At 71.2% G+C, this 14518-nt stretch carries 14 protein-coding genes, 1 pseudogene and 1 riboswitch; of the genes and pseudogenes, 6 read left to right on the top strand and 9 right to left on the bottom strand.

The window, feature by feature from the left end:
• Window positions 1–178 precede the first annotated feature (178 nt).
• Complete coding sequence (locus tag ACIQM0_RS13955) at window positions 179–1138, top strand: zinc-binding alcohol dehydrogenase family protein (protein ID WP_401286171.1); 960 nt, start codon at window positions 179–181, stop codon at window positions 1136–1138.
• 138 nt (window positions 1139–1276) lie between these two features.
• Window positions 1277–1705: a pyridoxamine 5'-phosphate oxidase family protein gene (locus tag ACIQM0_RS13950; protein WP_401286170.1), complete on the top strand. Its 429-nt coding sequence runs from the start codon at window positions 1277–1279 to the stop codon at window positions 1703–1705.
• A gap of 50 nt (window positions 1706–1755) precedes the next feature.
• Here ACIQM0_RS13950 and ACIQM0_RS13945 read toward each other — a convergent pair whose 3' ends face one another.
• From ACIQM0_RS13945 to ACIQM0_RS13920, 6 genes are all read right to left on the bottom strand, one after another.
• The gene (locus tag ACIQM0_RS13945; RefSeq protein ID WP_401286169.1) at window positions 1756–2199 is read right to left on the bottom strand and encodes an ester cyclase; all 444 of its coding nucleotides are present in this window, start codon (window positions 2197–2199) and stop codon (window positions 1756–1758) included.
• A gap of 96 nt (window positions 2200–2295) precedes the next feature.
• A complete protein-coding gene (locus ACIQM0_RS13940; protein ID WP_401286168.1) occupies window positions 2296–2853 on the bottom strand; it encodes a YceI family protein in 558 nt (185 codons plus the stop codon).
• Between the two features lie 175 nt (window positions 2854–3028).
• Window positions 3029–4186, bottom strand: coding sequence for an RNA polymerase sigma factor (locus ACIQM0_RS13935; RefSeq protein WP_401286167.1), 1158 nt, complete (start codon window positions 4184–4186; stop codon window positions 3029–3031).
• Between the two features lie 2 nt (window positions 4187–4188).
• Entirely contained in the window at window positions 4189–4527 is a 339-nt protein-coding gene (locus tag ACIQM0_RS13930; protein ID WP_401286166.1) for a YciI family protein, read from the bottom strand.
• Between the two features lie 114 nt (window positions 4528–4641).
• Entirely contained in the window at window positions 4642–5109 is a 468-nt protein-coding gene (locus tag ACIQM0_RS13925) for a GNAT family N-acetyltransferase (RefSeq protein ID WP_401286165.1), read from the bottom strand.
• Between the two features lie 186 nt (window positions 5110–5295).
• Window positions 5296–5544: a hypothetical protein gene (locus ACIQM0_RS13920; RefSeq protein ID WP_401286164.1), complete on the bottom strand. Its 249-nt coding sequence runs from the start codon at window positions 5542–5544 to the stop codon at window positions 5296–5298.
• Between the two features lie 313 nt (window positions 5545–5857).
• A riboswitch (cobalamin riboswitch) is annotated at window positions 5858–6075 on the top strand.
• Window positions 6076–6236: 161 nt separating this feature from the next.
• Here ACIQM0_RS13920 and metE point away from each other — a divergent pair.
• Window positions 6237–8555, top strand: coding sequence for a 5-methyltetrahydropteroyltriglutamate--homocysteine S-methyltransferase (metE, locus tag ACIQM0_RS13915; protein WP_401286163.1), 2319 nt, complete (start codon window positions 6237–6239; stop codon window positions 8553–8555).
• Between the two features lie 70 nt (window positions 8556–8625).
• Here the strand turns inward: metE and ACIQM0_RS13910 are convergent.
• Window positions 8626–8853 (bottom strand): annotated as a pseudogene (locus ACIQM0_RS13910) (ECF transporter S component); the annotation flags it as partial.
• A gap of 166 nt (window positions 8854–9019) precedes the next feature.
• Between ACIQM0_RS13910 and ACIQM0_RS13905 the strand changes: the two are divergent.
• Window positions 9020–10114, top strand: coding sequence for a Rieske 2Fe-2S domain-containing protein (locus ACIQM0_RS13905; RefSeq protein ID WP_401286162.1), 1095 nt, complete (start codon window positions 9020–9022; stop codon window positions 10112–10114).
• Window positions 10115–10158: 44 nt separating this feature from the next.
• On the opposite strand, the gene ACIQM0_RS13900 is transcribed toward ACIQM0_RS13905, so the two are convergent.
• Window positions 10159–10908 (bottom strand): TioE family transcriptional regulator, encoded by a 750-nt coding sequence (locus ACIQM0_RS13900; protein WP_401286161.1) that lies wholly within the window; start codon window positions 10906–10908, stop codon window positions 10159–10161.
• A 58-nt stretch (window positions 10909–10966) separates the two neighbouring features.
• On the opposite strand from ACIQM0_RS13900, the gene ACIQM0_RS13895 reads away from it, so the two are divergent.
• Both ACIQM0_RS13895 and ACIQM0_RS13890 read left to right on the top strand, forming a co-directional pair.
• Entirely contained in the window at window positions 10967–12169 is a 1203-nt protein-coding gene (locus tag ACIQM0_RS13895; protein ID WP_401286160.1) for an erythromycin esterase family protein, read from the top strand.
• 155 nt (window positions 12170–12324) lie between these two features.
• Window positions 12325–12774 (top strand): nuclear transport factor 2 family protein, encoded by a 450-nt coding sequence (locus ACIQM0_RS13890; protein ID WP_401286159.1) that lies wholly within the window; start codon window positions 12325–12327, stop codon window positions 12772–12774.
• 74 nt (window positions 12775–12848) lie between these two features.
• Here ACIQM0_RS13890 and ACIQM0_RS13885 read toward each other — a convergent pair whose 3' ends face one another.
• Window positions 12849–14507, bottom strand: a complete 1659-nt coding sequence (locus ACIQM0_RS13885; RefSeq protein WP_401286158.1) for an acyl-CoA dehydrogenase family protein — start codon at window positions 14505–14507, stop codon at window positions 12849–12851.
• Window positions 14508–14518: the final 11 nt, after the last annotated feature.

Genomic DNA, 14518 nt, shown 5'->3' with positions numbered 1-14518 from the left:
CTGACCGGCGGACGCCACTTCGGTGAGCGCGGTCATCGGGCGGTCGAGGTCGACCGGTCCCGCCCCGCCGGGCGCGCGGGATGCCGAGCAGCCTGATCTGGTCGAATCTAGTACGTGCCGCACACTCCATGCCGCAATCCACAGGGTGGCGGCAGCCCGATCGGAACGGGAGAACCCCATGCACGCCGCAGTCGTACGGTCCTTCGGAGCCCCGCCCCGGTTCGAGAGCTTCCCGACCCCCAGCGCCTCCGGGGAGCACGAGGTCCTTGTCGACGTCCTCGCCGCCGGTCTGCACCCCCGGGTGCGCTCGGCCGCGAAGGGCAGCCACTACACGTCCGACGGCACGCTGCCGCTGATCCCCGGTTTCGACGCGGTCGGCCGCACCGAGGAGGGCGAACTGCTCTACTTCGTCGCCACGGACACGGCCCTGGGCACCATGGCGGAGCAGGCGGTGGTCGACCGCCGCCGGGCCATCTCCCTGCCGCCCGGAACGGACCCGGCCGACGTGGCCGCGGCCATGAACCCCGGCATGTCCTCCTGGGTGGCGCTACGCTCCCGTATCTCCTTCGAGCCCGGCAGCTCCGTCCTGGTCCTGGGTGCCACGGGCAACGCCGGACAGCTGGCCGTCCAGATCGCCCGGCACCTCGGGGCCGGCCGGGTGATCGGCGCGGGCCGCGACCCGGAACGCCTCCGCCTGCTGGAGGGCATCGGAGCCGACGAGACGGTGAGCCTGACCGGCGACGACAAGACGGTGGCCGACCGGCTCGGGCAGGCGGCCGCGGACGTGGATGTCGTCATCGACTACCTGTGGGGCCAGGTCACCCAGCAGACCATGCCCGCACTGCTGACAGCCCGCGCCGACCGTGCGAAGGCGCTGACCTGGATCCAGATCGGGTCCATGGCCGGCCAGAACATCACACTGCCCTCGTCCCTGCTGCGCGCGGCGAACCTGAACATCATGGGCAGCGGCCAGGGTTCCGTGACGACCGCGGGCATCGTCGCCGAACTGCCGTCCCTCGCCGAGCAGATCGTCGCCGGAACACTGACCGTGGACCCGCTGCTCATCCCGCTGAGCCAGGTCGAGCAGGCGTGGAACACCACGACCGCCCCCGGTCAGCGGATCGTCCTGACCCCCTGACATCCGATCCCCGGTCCTCGCTCCGGCACCGGGGGCGATTGACGAACCGCCCGTGTCGCGGCACGAGGGACGAACCGGCACAGGCGTTACATAATGCAGCATCAAGAACTCACGACACCCCCACGAAGGAGTTCCCCCGTGGCTTTGACCCGTGACGAGCGCGAGCAGTTTCTGACGGAGCCGCACATCGCCGCGCTGGCCGTGAACGCCGCCGAGCAGGGCCGGTCACCGCTGACGGTCCCGATCTGGTACCAGTACCGGCCGGGCGGCGATGTCTGGATCATGACGGGGCTCAACTCCCGCAAGGGGAAAGCGATCGCCGCGGCGGGCCGGTTCTGTCTGATGGTCGACCGTGTCTCCCCGACCATCCGCTACGTCTCGGTCGAGGGCCCCGTCATCTCGACGGTCGCGGCCACGCGCGAACGCCTGGTGGAGATGTCGTCGCGCTATCTCGCCGCCGAGAAGGTCGACGGCTATGTCGACTTCGCCTGGAAGGAGCACGGCGAGCAGGTGGTCATCCACATGCGGCCGCAGCGCTGGCTCAGCTCGGACCTCGGCGAGGTCTGAGGAGAGCGGGGCGCACCGGGACGTCCACCGCGGCGGTCACGCCGCTGTGCTCACGAGGTTCCTCCGGGAGCCACGCCGAGCTGTCGCATCTGCGCGAGGACGTCGACGACTCCCCAGGTCTCAACGATCCGGTCGCCGACGAAGCGGAAGATGAAGATCTCGTTGTAGGTGACCGGTCTTCCGGTGGGCCGGAGGCCCATGTACTCGCCCAGGTGGGTCCCGGTGACCGTGTTCCTGGAGACCATTCTGTCGCCCTCGGCGATCATGTCCTCGACCTCGATGTGGAGGTCGGGGAAGGCCCGGCAGAGTGTCGTGAACACCTCCTTCAGTGCCTGCGCCCCCGTCGCTTCGACCGGCAGAGGCGTGCGGATCAGCACGTCCGGGTCGAACAGCTCGTCGATCGTCTTCTCGATGAGCTCCGCGTCGCCGCGGTTGACGGCCTCGTGCAGTCGGCCGAGCGTCGCTCTGTTGTCGGTTGACCGGGCTGTGGACATCTGGTTTCACCTCGGGTCGGGACGAGCATTCGGGTGGTTGCCGCCGATCGCGGCGAGGGTGTGGCCGCCGGTGTGCGGCAGCGCGTCCGGGTCGGATCACTTCTGGAGGACGGCCTCGACGTCGAGGGTGATCGACACCTTGTCGCCGACCACGCCGCCGATGCCGTCCATCGGGATGCGGAGGCCGAAGTGACGCCGGCTGATCTGCGCGGTCGCGGAGAAGCGGGCCCGCCGCGCACCGGACTCGGCCGGACCGAACCCGTTCGCCCCGACGGCCAGCGGCACCTTCCGGGTGACACCGCGAAACGTCAGTTCACCGTCGACGGCCCAGCCGTCACCGCTTCGGCGGATGCCGGTGGAGCGGTAGCTCATCGTCGGGTACTTCGCGACGTCGAAGTAGTCGGCGGAGCGGAGGTGGTCGTCACGCCGCTCTTTGCCTGTGCCGAGGGACGCGGTGTCGATCGTCGCGGTGACCGACGAACCGAGTGGGTCCTCGCTCGTGACGATCGTGATGTCGGAGCAGGTGAACAGGCCGCACACCTTGCTGACCGTGAGTTGCCGGACGGTGAAGGCGATCTCGGAGTGCGCCGGGTCGGCCTTCCAGGTGCCGGCCGTATAGCCGGGGACCGTGCCGGTCGCTGGTGCGGAGCTCATGGCTTCCTCCAAGGTGGTGGTGCCGCTGTCTGGCGGCGCGGGCGGGGCACCCACGGCGGGGCCCGCCCGTACGCGGGCCCCGGCGCGCGGCCGCCACGAACCGCCGTGGGCCTGACCGCTGGTATGTCCTCCTACCGAAGCGACGAACGAGCACCCGCCCAGGGGACAGCCCGGGTCAGAATTCTTTGATCCGTCTGGTCAGGAACCGTCGCTCGGGGGTCGAGGTGGCCAGTTCGAGCGCCCGCCGGTACGCGTCCCGGGCCTCGGCGTCACGCCCGAGACGCCGCAACAACTCGCCGCGGGTCGAGTGGAAGTAGAGGTACCCGTCCAGGTCGAGACCGTCGACGGTGCGCAGCGCCGCGGCGGGGTCGCCGGCCTGGCAGACCGCCACCGCGTGGTTGAGCTCGACCACCGGGGAGCCGGTGAGTTCGACCAGCCGCCGGTACAACGCGGCGACCCGGGGCCAGTCGATCCGCTCCCGCGTCTGCATGGACGCGATCAGGGCCTGGACGACGTAGGCGCCGCGCCCGCCCAGCGCGAGTGCCTGGTCGAGCACCACCCGTCCCTCGGCAATCCGCCGGGTGTCCCACAGCGACCGGTCCTGATCGCCCAGCAGCACGAGGTCCTCGCCGGAGAACCTGGCCCGCCGCCGGGCGCCGTGGATCATCATCAGTGCGAGCAGCCCGTGCGCCTCCGGCTCGTGCGGCATGAGCGCCACGAGCACCCGTCCCAGACGGACGGCCTCGGCGCCGAGGTCGACCCGGTCGCGGTAGCCCTCGTTGCAGATCAGGTAGATGACCGCGAGTACCGCGTCGATGCGTTCCGGCAGCAGTTGCACGCCGGGAACCGCGAACGGGATCCCGGTCGCCCTGATCTTGTTCTTGGCGCGTGTCAGGCGCCGCTTCATGGTCTCCTCTGAGACGAGGAAGGCCCGTGCGATCTCAGCGGTCTCCAGGCCGCCGAGGGCGCGCAGGGTCAGTGCCACCTGTCCCTCCAGCGGCAGGGCGGGGTGGCAGCAGGTGAAGATCAGCTCAAGTCGTTCGTCCTTGATCACGGTGTCGTCGAACTCGTCCATGACGGCCTCGGGTGCGGGCAGCAGGTGGATCTTCTCGGCAAGGGTGTGTTCCCGGCGGATCCGGTCGATCGCCCGGTGGCGCGCCGTCGTCACCAGCCACGCGCCCGGGTTGGCGGGTACGCCCGAGGCGGGCCAGTTCCGTGCCGCGACGGCGAACGCCTCCTGCGCGGCGTCCTCCGCCCTGTCGAAGTCGCCGAGGTACCCGACGAGTGACGCCAGCACCCGGCCCCACTCGTCCCGGAAGACCTCCTCCAGCACGTTCAGCGCCGTACCACCGGCCTGATCTCGACGGCGCCGCCGAGCCGGGCGGCCGGGACGCGCGACGCCAGCTCGATCGCTTCGTCCAGATCAGCCGCCTCGATCAGGCAGAAGCCCCCGAGTACCTCCTTGGTGTCCGCGAACGGGCCGTCGGTCATCAGCGTCCGGCCGCCGACCACGCGCACGCTCGTCGCCGTCTCGGCGGACTGCAGCTGCCCGGCGCCGACGCACCGCGGATCGTCGGCCAGCGCCAGATACTCGGCGTACGCCGTCTCGCGTTCCTCCTCCGACAGCGTCTCCTCCCGGCCGGGCTCGGTGTAGATCATCAGGGCGTACTGCATCACGGCCTCCGGAATCAGCGGGCTCTCACCCTCACGACGAACGAGCAGCGGCGCAGGGGACACCGACGGGGTCACCGATACCGAAACAGCGGCAGGCGGGCGGCGGCAGCGGGTTCAGTCCGCGGACAGGAAGAAACGCCGCTTCTCCTTGGCGCGGGCGCCCAGCCGGTCGTAGAACCTGATCGCGTCCGCGTTCCACGAAGGGGTCTGCCACTGGATCTGGCTGAGCCCCAGGACGCGCGCCTCGCCCCGGACGGCTTCCACCAGCAACGGGCCGACCCGCTGACCGCGGTGGCCGTCCCGCAGGAAGAGGCAGTCCATGGAGAGGTATTCCGCGCCGTCCCAGGTGGACAGTTCGGGGGCGCAGGTGGCGTAACCGATGATCCCTGCGTCGTCCCGTTCCGCGACGAAACAACGCAGTCGCGGAGCCGCGGTGCCGAAGAGCAGTGACTCCAGACGCCCGGCCAGGTCCGCGGGCGGCGGCTCGGCCTGCTCGTACCGGGCGTGCTCGGCCACCAGCCGGGCGATGTGCGGGAGATCGGCGGGACGTGCGTGGCGCACCCTCACCGCACCGGTACTCATCAGCGGGCCTCGCCTTCCATGACGTCGTCGCACCATGCTCCCCGGCCCGGCCGAACCGGGCCGGGGAGGACAGCGACGGGGCGCTCCCCACGCGGGTCATACGCCTATGATCCACGCCCGCGGCCTCCGCCGTCGGCACAAGGGTGAAGAGCGCTTTCGTCCGGCGCGTGCCTTCGGGGAGCCGGGTCAGCCGGACGGTTCGTCGGGCACGGGGTGGTCGGCATGGCGAGGGGCTGCGGGCGGAGCGCCGCGCCGGCCGGTACCTGCCTCGTCCGTATCGGGAATCTCCAGGTCCGGGTGCTCGTCGGCCGTCGGCCGCATCGAGCCGCCGACCACGTCCAAGGGGTCCTCGTCGGCCGTGGCCTGCTGATCGGGCGGGTCCCGCGGAATCGGGTCCCCACTCGTTCCGGGGTCTTTCGGGTGAAGGTCGTTCACGGTGTTCTCGCTTCCTCCCATAGGCGTCGTGCCCGGTGCGGGTACCCGGGTGACCGGCGCTGATGCATGGCCGGCGCGGTAACGGATGGTTACCGCGGTGAACGGTCGCGCGCTCCTGGCCGGTTACCCCGGCCGGTCCGTCCCCGTCCGTACCCGTCCGCCGCCCGGCCCCGACGGTGCACGGCCTGCTCCAGGTTGGGCAATACATTCGTCCCACAGGAGCGCGGATCACGCTCACCGAGAACGTGGGGCCGGGGTCCCGTTTCACGTTCCGGAATGTGAACAGCGGTGCCTGGGCAGTGGACGACCGTCTAGGCTGGCAGGTGCAGTTGGTTCGCCCTGTCCGCCAGGCAGGTGCGTCGTAAGAGGGAACCCGGTGGAATTCCGGGACTGCCCCGCAGCGGTGAGTGGGAACGACCGCCGTCATACGCACTGGATCCGGTCGGATCTGGGAAGCGACGGCCAGTAGGAGTCTGCCCCCGGCAGATGTGCCCGCGAGTCCGAAGACCTGCCCGTTGCCCGCACGCGACCCCTCGTGTGCGGATATCCCGGTGACCTCGTGGGCGGGTCGGCGTACATACCAGACGCAAGTCCGCGCCGAAGGCGTGCGCGAGGTCCGTCCGGTACGTCATCCCTTCGCGTCCGTGTCCCGTCCCGGGATGTTCAGGAGTCATCTCGCGAAGGAGATTTCCGTGACACCCAAGCCCGCAGCCGCGGCAGCACGAGCCACCGTGTACGGCTACCCCCGCCAGGGCCCGAACCGGGAACTGAAGAAGGCCATCGAGGGCTACTGGAAGGGCCGCGTCACCACCGACGCCCTCCGGGAGACGACGGCCGGCCTGCGCCGCTCCAACTGGGAACGGCTGGCGGACGCCGGCGTCCACGAAGTGCCCACCGGCGACTTCTCGTACTACGACCACGTCCTCGACGCCAGCGTCATGGTCGGTGCGGTCCCCCAGCGCCACCGTGCGGCCGTCGACGCCGACGCACTCGACGGCTACTTCGCGATGGCCCGCGGCACCCAGGACGTGGCGCCGCTGGAGATGACCAAGTGGTTCGACACCAACTACCACTACCTCGTCCCCGAACTCGGCCCGGACACCGTCTTCACCGCCGACTCCACCAAGCAGGTCACCGAGCTCAAGGAAGCCCTCGCGCTCGGGCACACCGCCCGGCCGGTACTCGTCGGCCCCCTCACCTACCTCCTGCTGGCCAAGCCCGCCCCCGGAGCAGCGGCCGGCTTCGAACCGCTCACCCTGCTGGACAGGCTGCTGCCGGTCTACGCCGAGGTGCTCGCCGACCTGCGTGCCGCGGGCGCGGAGTGGGTGCAGCTCGACGAACCCGCGCTCGTCCAGGACCGCTCCCCTGCCGAGCTGAACGCGGCGGCCCGCACCTACCGTGACCTCGGCGGCCTCACCGACCGCCCCAAGCTGCTCGTCGCCTCCTACTTCGACCGGCTCGGCGATGCCCTGCCCGTCCTGGCGAAGGCCCCGGTGGAGGGCCTCGCCCTGGACTTCACCGGCCCGGCCGCCGCCAACCTCGAAGACCTCGCCGCCGCCGGCGGACTGCCCGGCAAGCGGCTCGTCGCCGGTGTCGTCAACGGCCGCAACATCTGGATCAACGACTACGAGAAGTCCCTCGCCACCCTCGCCACCCTCCTGGGCCTCGCCGACAGCGTCGACGTGGCCGCTTCCTGTTCCCTCCTGCACGTCCCCCTCGACACGGCACCCGAGCGGGACATCGACCCCCAGATCCTGCGCTGGCTCGCCTTCGCCGAGCAGAAGTGCGCCGAGGTCGTCACCCTGGCCAAGGGACTCACCCGGGGCACCGGCGCCGTCGCCGCCGAGATCTCCGCCAACCGCGCCGACCTCGCCTCCCGCGCCGACTCCCCGATCACCACCGACCCTGCCGTACGGGCCAGGACTACCGCCGTAGCCGGCGCCGACTGCCGCCGCTCCCAGCCCTACGCCGAGCGGGCCGCCGCCCAACGGGCCCACCTCGGGCTGCCGTTGCTGCCGACGACGACCATCGGCTCTTTCCCGCAGACCGACGAGCTGCGCACGGCCCGCGCCGACCTGCGCAAGGGCCGTATCGACACGGCCGGATACGAGGAACGGGTCAGGGCCGAGATCGGCGAGGTCATCTCCTTCCAGGAGAAGACCGGCATCGACGTCCTGGTACACGGCGAACCCGAACGCAACGACATGGTGCAGTACTTCGCCGAACAGCTCACCGGCTACCTCGCCACCCAGCACGGCTGGGTCCAGTCCTACGGCACCCGCTACGTCCGCCCGCCGGTCCTCGCCGGCGACATCTCCCGCCCCGAACCGATGACGGTGCGCTGGACCGCGTACGCCCAGTCACTCACCGGCCGCCCCGTCAAGGGGATGCTGACCGGGCCCGTCACCATGCTCGCCTGGTCCTTCGTCCGCGACGACCAGCCCCTCGGGGACACCGCGCGACAGGTCGCCCTCGCACTGCGCGACGAGGTCAACGACCTCGAGAGCGCAGGCACTTCGGTCATCCAGGTCGACGAGCCCGCACTGCGCGAGACGCTGCCCCTGCGGGCGGCGGACCGCGCCGCGTACCTGGAATGGGCCACCGAGTCCTTCCGGCTCACCACCAGCGGTGTACGTCCGGACACCCAGGTCCACACCCACATGTGCTACGCCGAGTTCGGGGACATCGTCCAGGCCATCGACGACCTCGACGCCGACGTCATCAGCCTGGAGGCCGCCCGCTCGCACATGCAGGTCGCCCGCGAACTGGCCGCACACGGCTACCCGCGCGAGGCGGGCCCCGGCGTGTACGACATCCACTCCCCTCGGGTGCCCGACGCCGCCGAGGCCGCCGCTCTGCTCCGCAAGGGGCTGGAGGCCATCCCCGCCGAACGGCTCTGGGTCAACCCCGACTGCGGTCTGAAGACCCGCGGCTGGCCCGAGACCAGGGCGTCCCTGGAGAACCTGGTCGCCGCGGCCCGTACCGTCCGCGGTGAGCTGCCCGCCTCCTGACCCGGGAAGGACCGGAGGGCCGGGGTGTCCGCGTGTGAGCGTGGCGCGCGAACCCCGCCCGTCCGGGCCCTCACTTCCCGTCGGGCGCCGCCGGTCCGGAGCGGGTGTAGCGCACCGGGGCCCGGAAGCGGGCGCGGCGGGCGGCCCGGCGGAACGTGGTGAGCACGGCGGGGCCCGCCGGCACGGTGCAGACGAAGTTGGTGACGGCCCGCCCGGTGTCCCAGCCGAGGGAGGTGGCGAGGTCGAAGGCGAGGCAGCGGTGCCACTGCTCGGTGAAGGGGAGCCCGGGGAGGTAGGCCGTGCGTCACGTCGTTGGGCCGAATCGTCGAGAAATTCTCCCGGTACACACCTGCGTCGTCAACTCAGCGCGCTTGAGACCTCGTTCGGGTGGCGTGCGGCATGTTGAGGGAATCGCGCGGAGGTCCGGGGCAGCCTCCGGGCGACGAATCGTGGAAGGGGAAGTCGTGGAAGTGCCACCCGAGTACGGGCGCGCCATCAGTGAGGGTCCGACCCCGGCGGACGCCGCTGGTGCACCCGCCCTGCCATACCCGAGCGGCTGGTCCGCGCTGGCCTTCTCGCACGAGCTACGGCCGGGCAGAGTGCTGACCCGGCCGCTGGCGGGGCAGGACGTGGTGCTGTACCGGCTCGGCAGTGGAGCGGTCCGGGCCATCCACCCGTACTGTCCGCACCTCGGTGCCCATCTCGGTCTGGCGGAGCTCGACGGGGACGAACTCACCTGCCCCTTCCACTTCTTCGCGTTCGGCCCCGACGGCACGTGCGTGCGTACGGGATACGGCACGCCGCCACCTCGTTCCGCTTTGACGCAGTTACCCGTGCACGAGGTCAACGGTGCCGTCTTCGTCTGGCGCCACCACGACGGCCGTGCTCCCGACTGGCTGATCCCCCGCTGGCACGAGATCGGCCACCGGCCGGCCCGCACGGCCGCCTGGGAGCTGGCCGGAAACGTCCAGGAGGTCATCGAGAACTCGGTGGACCTCGGGCACTTCGCCACCCTGCACGGCTGGGCGAAGGCCGAGATCGGCGGGCCGGTGGCGTACGACGACGCCGCGTTCCACGTATCCATGCGAGCCCATGAGTCGGCGCCGCTCCTGGGCGGCTTCACCGTCGATGTGGAGGTGGACGGATACGGGCTCGGCTGTCTCCACGCCGACGTGCACACGCCTCGCCTCGGGCTGCGCATGTGCACGACGGTGATGCCGACGGCGATCGCGCCCAACCGGATGCAGTTCCGGCAGTTGAACCGCATCGCCTTCACCGAGCCGGGGCGGCTGCCGCCCCCGCTGGCGCGGGCGGTCAGCCGCGTTGCCGCCCGGCTTCTGGACCGCGTCATCTTCCGGACCAGTTGCGAGTTCACAGCGGCGGACTTCCCGATCTGGCATCACAAGCAGTACCTGCAACCGCCCCGGCTGGCCTCCGGCGACGGCCCGATCGGCCCGTTCCGTCGCTGGGCCCGGCGGTTCTACCCGCAGCCGCCCGCCACGGACCCGCTGACGCGGGTCAACCACGGCGAGGGAGGTAACGGAGCGATGCTGCCCTGACCCACCCGGCCCGCCCTCGCCCTATCCGATCGACGGCCGAATGCTCATCCGCGGAGGAGGAGGTACGCCTCCAGCTCCGCGGCCCCGGTCAGCATCGCCCGCCCCCGGGCGGACAGCCGGCCGCGCCAGTCCACCAGCGCGGCCTCCAGCGGCTCCAGCCCGCCGGCCGCCCGAACCTGGGCGATCAGCGGGGCGATCTGCTCCAAGAGGTAGCCGCCCCGCCTCAGTTGGTGAGCCAGCCGGGCGTCCCGCACAGCGGCGGCGTCGTAGACGCGGTACCCGGTCAGCGGGTCGCGGCGCGGGCTCACCAGCCCGGCTCCCTCCCATTTGCGCAGCGTCGCGGGCCGGATCCCGAGCTTCCCCGCGAGCGGCCCGATGAACGTGCCGCCGGCCCCGGGGACCGAGCCCGGTTCGGCGCCCGCACCTGTTTCGGACGCCGTCATGGGTTCCAGGTCACGGAGGGCGCTCTCCACCGCCTGGAGGGTCCGGCGGTCGTCGAGAAGCTGTGCGTGACTCTCGTCGATGAGGTGGAACGCCTCGTCGACCGCGCCCTCGTTCACCGCCCGCATGATCGACGTCGCCGTCCGGTGGCCGTGGCCGGGCACCAGGGCGAGAAATGCGCTCAGGGCGCCCGCGTGCAGCGGGGTGTAGGTGCGGTAGCCGTGGGGGGTGCGGCCGGCGGCCGGAAGGATGCCGGCCTCCTCGTAGTTCCTGACCGCCTGCGTGGACAGGCCGTGCCCGCGCGCCAGGTCAACCGGCCTGAGCCGCTCACCGTTTTGAAGGTTCTGCCTCATTGTCCTGCCGATATCGCGAGAAAGTATCAACCGAAGGTTCAACGATACCGTTGATGGCATGGCTACTGACATCAAGGACATCACCCATGCCGTCGAGGCCTCCGCCGTCATGAAGCTGCTCCCGGCCCGGCCTCGGCTGCTCGCTCTGGGCGAGCCCACCCATGGCGAGGACGCTCTGCTCGACGTGCGCAACAAGCTCTTCCGTCAGCTCGTCGAGCAGGAGGGCTACCGGACGGTCGCGATCGAGAGCGACTGCCTGATGGGCCTGGTCGTGGACGGCTACGTCACCTCGGGCACGGGCACTCTCGACGAGGCCATGGAGCACGGATTCAGCCACGGCTGGGGCGCCTCGGCCGCCAACCGCGCACTCGTACGCTGGATGCGCGCCCACAACGAAGGCCTGCCCGCGGCCGAGCGGATCCGCTTCGCCGGTTTCGACAGCCCGCTGGAGATCACCGGCGCCGCGAGCCCCCGGGCAGCACTCAGCGCGCTCCACGGCTGCCTCTCGGCCCACGTGGACGCGGGCCTGCTCCCCTGCACCGCGGAGACGCTCGACCGACTGCTCGGCGCCGACGCCCGGTGGACCAACCCCGCTGCGATGAGGGACCCGGCCCAGTCCTTCGGGCAGTCGGACGAGGCCAGGGAGCTGCGGCTGCTCGCCGACGATCTGGTGGCGCTGCTCGACACACAGACACCCCACCTGATCACGGCGACCTCGCGGCACGGCTGGGACCGGGCGCGCCTGTACGGGCGCACCGCCGCCGGGCTTCTGCGGTACCACTTCTGGATGGCCGACACGTCACCGAGCCGCATGACGTGGCTGGTGAGCCTGCGGGATTCGATGATGGCGGCCAACCTGCTCGCCATCGCCGAACGGGGCCCGGCACTGGTCCACGCCCACAACGGTCATCTCCAGCGGGCCAGGAGCACGATGCGGATGGGTGGCCTGCCGCTGGAGTGGTGGAGCGCCGGCGCGCTCGTGAGCGCCCGCCTCGGTGAGGAGTACGCCTTCCTGGCCACGGCGCTCGGCACGATCCGGCACCAGGGAGTGGGCACCCCGCCGCCGGACACCGTCGAAGGGCTCCTGTACGCGCTCCCGGACGACCCCTGCGTCGTCGACGCTCCCCGGCTGGCCACCGCTCTCGGCGACACACGTCCCGGCCCTCGGGTGTCCCCCTACTTCGGCTACGCCCCACTTGACCCGGCCTACCTGGCAGGAGTCGACGGGATCGTCTTCGTCAAGGACGTCCCGCGGAGCTGAGAGGAACGGATCGCCCTCGCCGTTCCCCTGTCCCCGAGCCGACGAACTGGTGCGGGCGTTGTTCCCCCCGTCCGGACAGGTGCCAGTAAAGGCCGTTCGACAACGACGTCCGATTGCCGCTGGCACGACCGGACCGCGGTGATCATGCTGGCGGCATGACGATGTCATCAGCTACCGACTCCGTGACCGTTCTCACCGGCATGTACGCGGCCGAGGCCGAGTACCTGGCGGCCGGCGGTCCCGGCGAGGCCTCCTTCGGCCTGCTCGCCCCCTTCTTAGCACCGGACGTCACACTGCACCAGGCAGCGGCTCTGCCCTACGGGGGCACGTGGCGCGGGCACGACGGCATGACGGAGTTCTTCCTCCGGATGGCCCAGGTGTGGGAGTCGTTCGACATGGTCGAGCAGGAGTTCCTCGCCACCGGTGAAACCGCGGTCGTACTGATCCAGGTCCGTGCGCGCGCCCGTGCGACCGGCCGTGAACTCGGCTTCCCGATCCTGCGAACGGTCACGGTCCAGGACGGGCGGATCACCGAGGTCCGTCCGTTCTGCTGGGACACGGGGGCGGTCGCCGACGCCTGCACCTCTCCGGCACCGGCGCGCTGAGCCCGCCCGGACACCCGCCGTCGGAGAAGTCCGATGAGGCGCAGACCGCGTAACAGCCCCTCACGGTGCCGGAGTCAGGCGGGGAGCCGCTCCAGCAGCCCGGCGAAGTCCGTGCCCGGCGCGAGGGTGCCGAACGCCAGACCCCGGTCCCCGTCCAGCCGGGACGCGCAGAACGCGTCGGCGACGGCGGCCGGCGCGTGCCGGACGAGGAGGGAGGCCTGGAGCACGAGCGCCGCGCGCTCGATGAGACGGCGGGCGCGCAGCGGTGCGTCCTCGGTGAGGACGAGTTCGCCGCGCAACTCCTGCCAGGCCGCGTCCAGTCGCCGGTCGGCGCCCGAGGCCGCCTCGATCTCGGCGCGGAAGGCGTCGAAGGACTCGGGCTCGCGCGCCAGCGCCCGCAGCAGGTCGAGCGCGTTCACGTTGCCCGAGCCCTCCCAGATTCCGTTGAGCGGCGCCTCCCGGTAGAGGCGGGGCATTCCTGACGCTTCGTCATAGCCGTTTCCGCCCAGGCACTCCAGCGCCTCGGCCACCGCGGCGGGCTGGCGCTTGCACACCCAGTACTTGCCGACGGCCGTGGCGAGCCGCAGGAACGCACGCTCCCCGGCGTCGCCCCGCTGGGCCCGGTCGGCGGCCCCGGCCAGGCGCAGCGCGAGCGTGGTGGCGGCCTCGGACTCCACGGAGAGGTCGCCGATCACGTTGCGCATCAGGGGCTGGTCGATCAGTTTGGTGCCGAACACCGCTCGGTGGCGTACGTGGTGGGCGGCCTGGGCGAGTGCGGCGCGGGTACCGGCCGCGGAGCCGAGGACGCAGTCCAGGCGGGTCATGGTCACCATGTCGATGATGGTGCGTACGCCCTTGCCCTCGGTGCCGACGAGCCAGGCCACCGTGTCGTCGAACTCGGGTTCGCTGCTGGCGTTGGCGCGGTTGCCGAGCTTGTCCTTGAGCCGCTGGATGCGGAAGGTGTTGCGGCTGCCGTCCGGCAGTACACGCGGTACGAGGAAGCAGGAGAGTCCGCCGGGTGCCTGGGCGAGCACGAGGAAGAGGTCGTTCATCGGTGCGCTGGTGAACCACTTGTGTCCGCGCAGCCGCCAGGTTCCGTCCGCCGCCTCGGTGGCCGTGGTGGTGTTGGCGCGTACGTCGGTGCCGCCCTGCTTCTCGGTCATGCCCATTCCGGCGAGCAGGCCGCGCTTGTCGGCGGGGGTGCGCAGCCCGGCCTCGTAGACGCGGCTCGCGAGCAGGGGTTCGTACGTCTTGGCGAGGTCGGGTGAGTGGCGCAGCGCCGGGACGACCGCGTACGTCATGGAGACGGGGCACAGGTGTCCTGGCTCCAGCGTCGTCATCAGCATGAAGCCCGCGGCTCGGGCCACGTGGGCGCCCGGCCGTTCGTCGGCCCACGCCGCGCCTGCCAGGCCCGCGCCCACTGAGGTGTCCATGAGGTGGTGGTAGGCGGGGTGGAAGTCGACCTCGTCGACACGGTGTCCGTAGCGGTCGTGCGTGCGCAGCACGGGTTCGTGGTGGTTGGCCTGGTCGGCCCACTCCTGGGCCTCCTCGCCGCCGACGAGACGGCCGAGGCGGTGGAGGTCCTCGGTGTGCCACTGCGCACCCTCGCGGTGCACGCCCTCCAGCAGGACCGCGTCCTCGGCGACGTCATGACCGGTCAAGGGCGGCGGCTGGTTGGTCACTTCGTGTGTCAGGGCGGTGGGGTGGCTGCGGGGCGATTCGGTCGCGGGCACGGGATTCCTCC

Source organism: Streptomyces sp. NPDC091387 (assembly GCF_044756945.1).
Lineage (GTDB): Bacteria > Actinomycetota > Actinomycetes > Streptomycetales > Streptomycetaceae > Streptomyces.
This window is presented reverse-complemented; position numbering and strand designations above follow the sequence as displayed.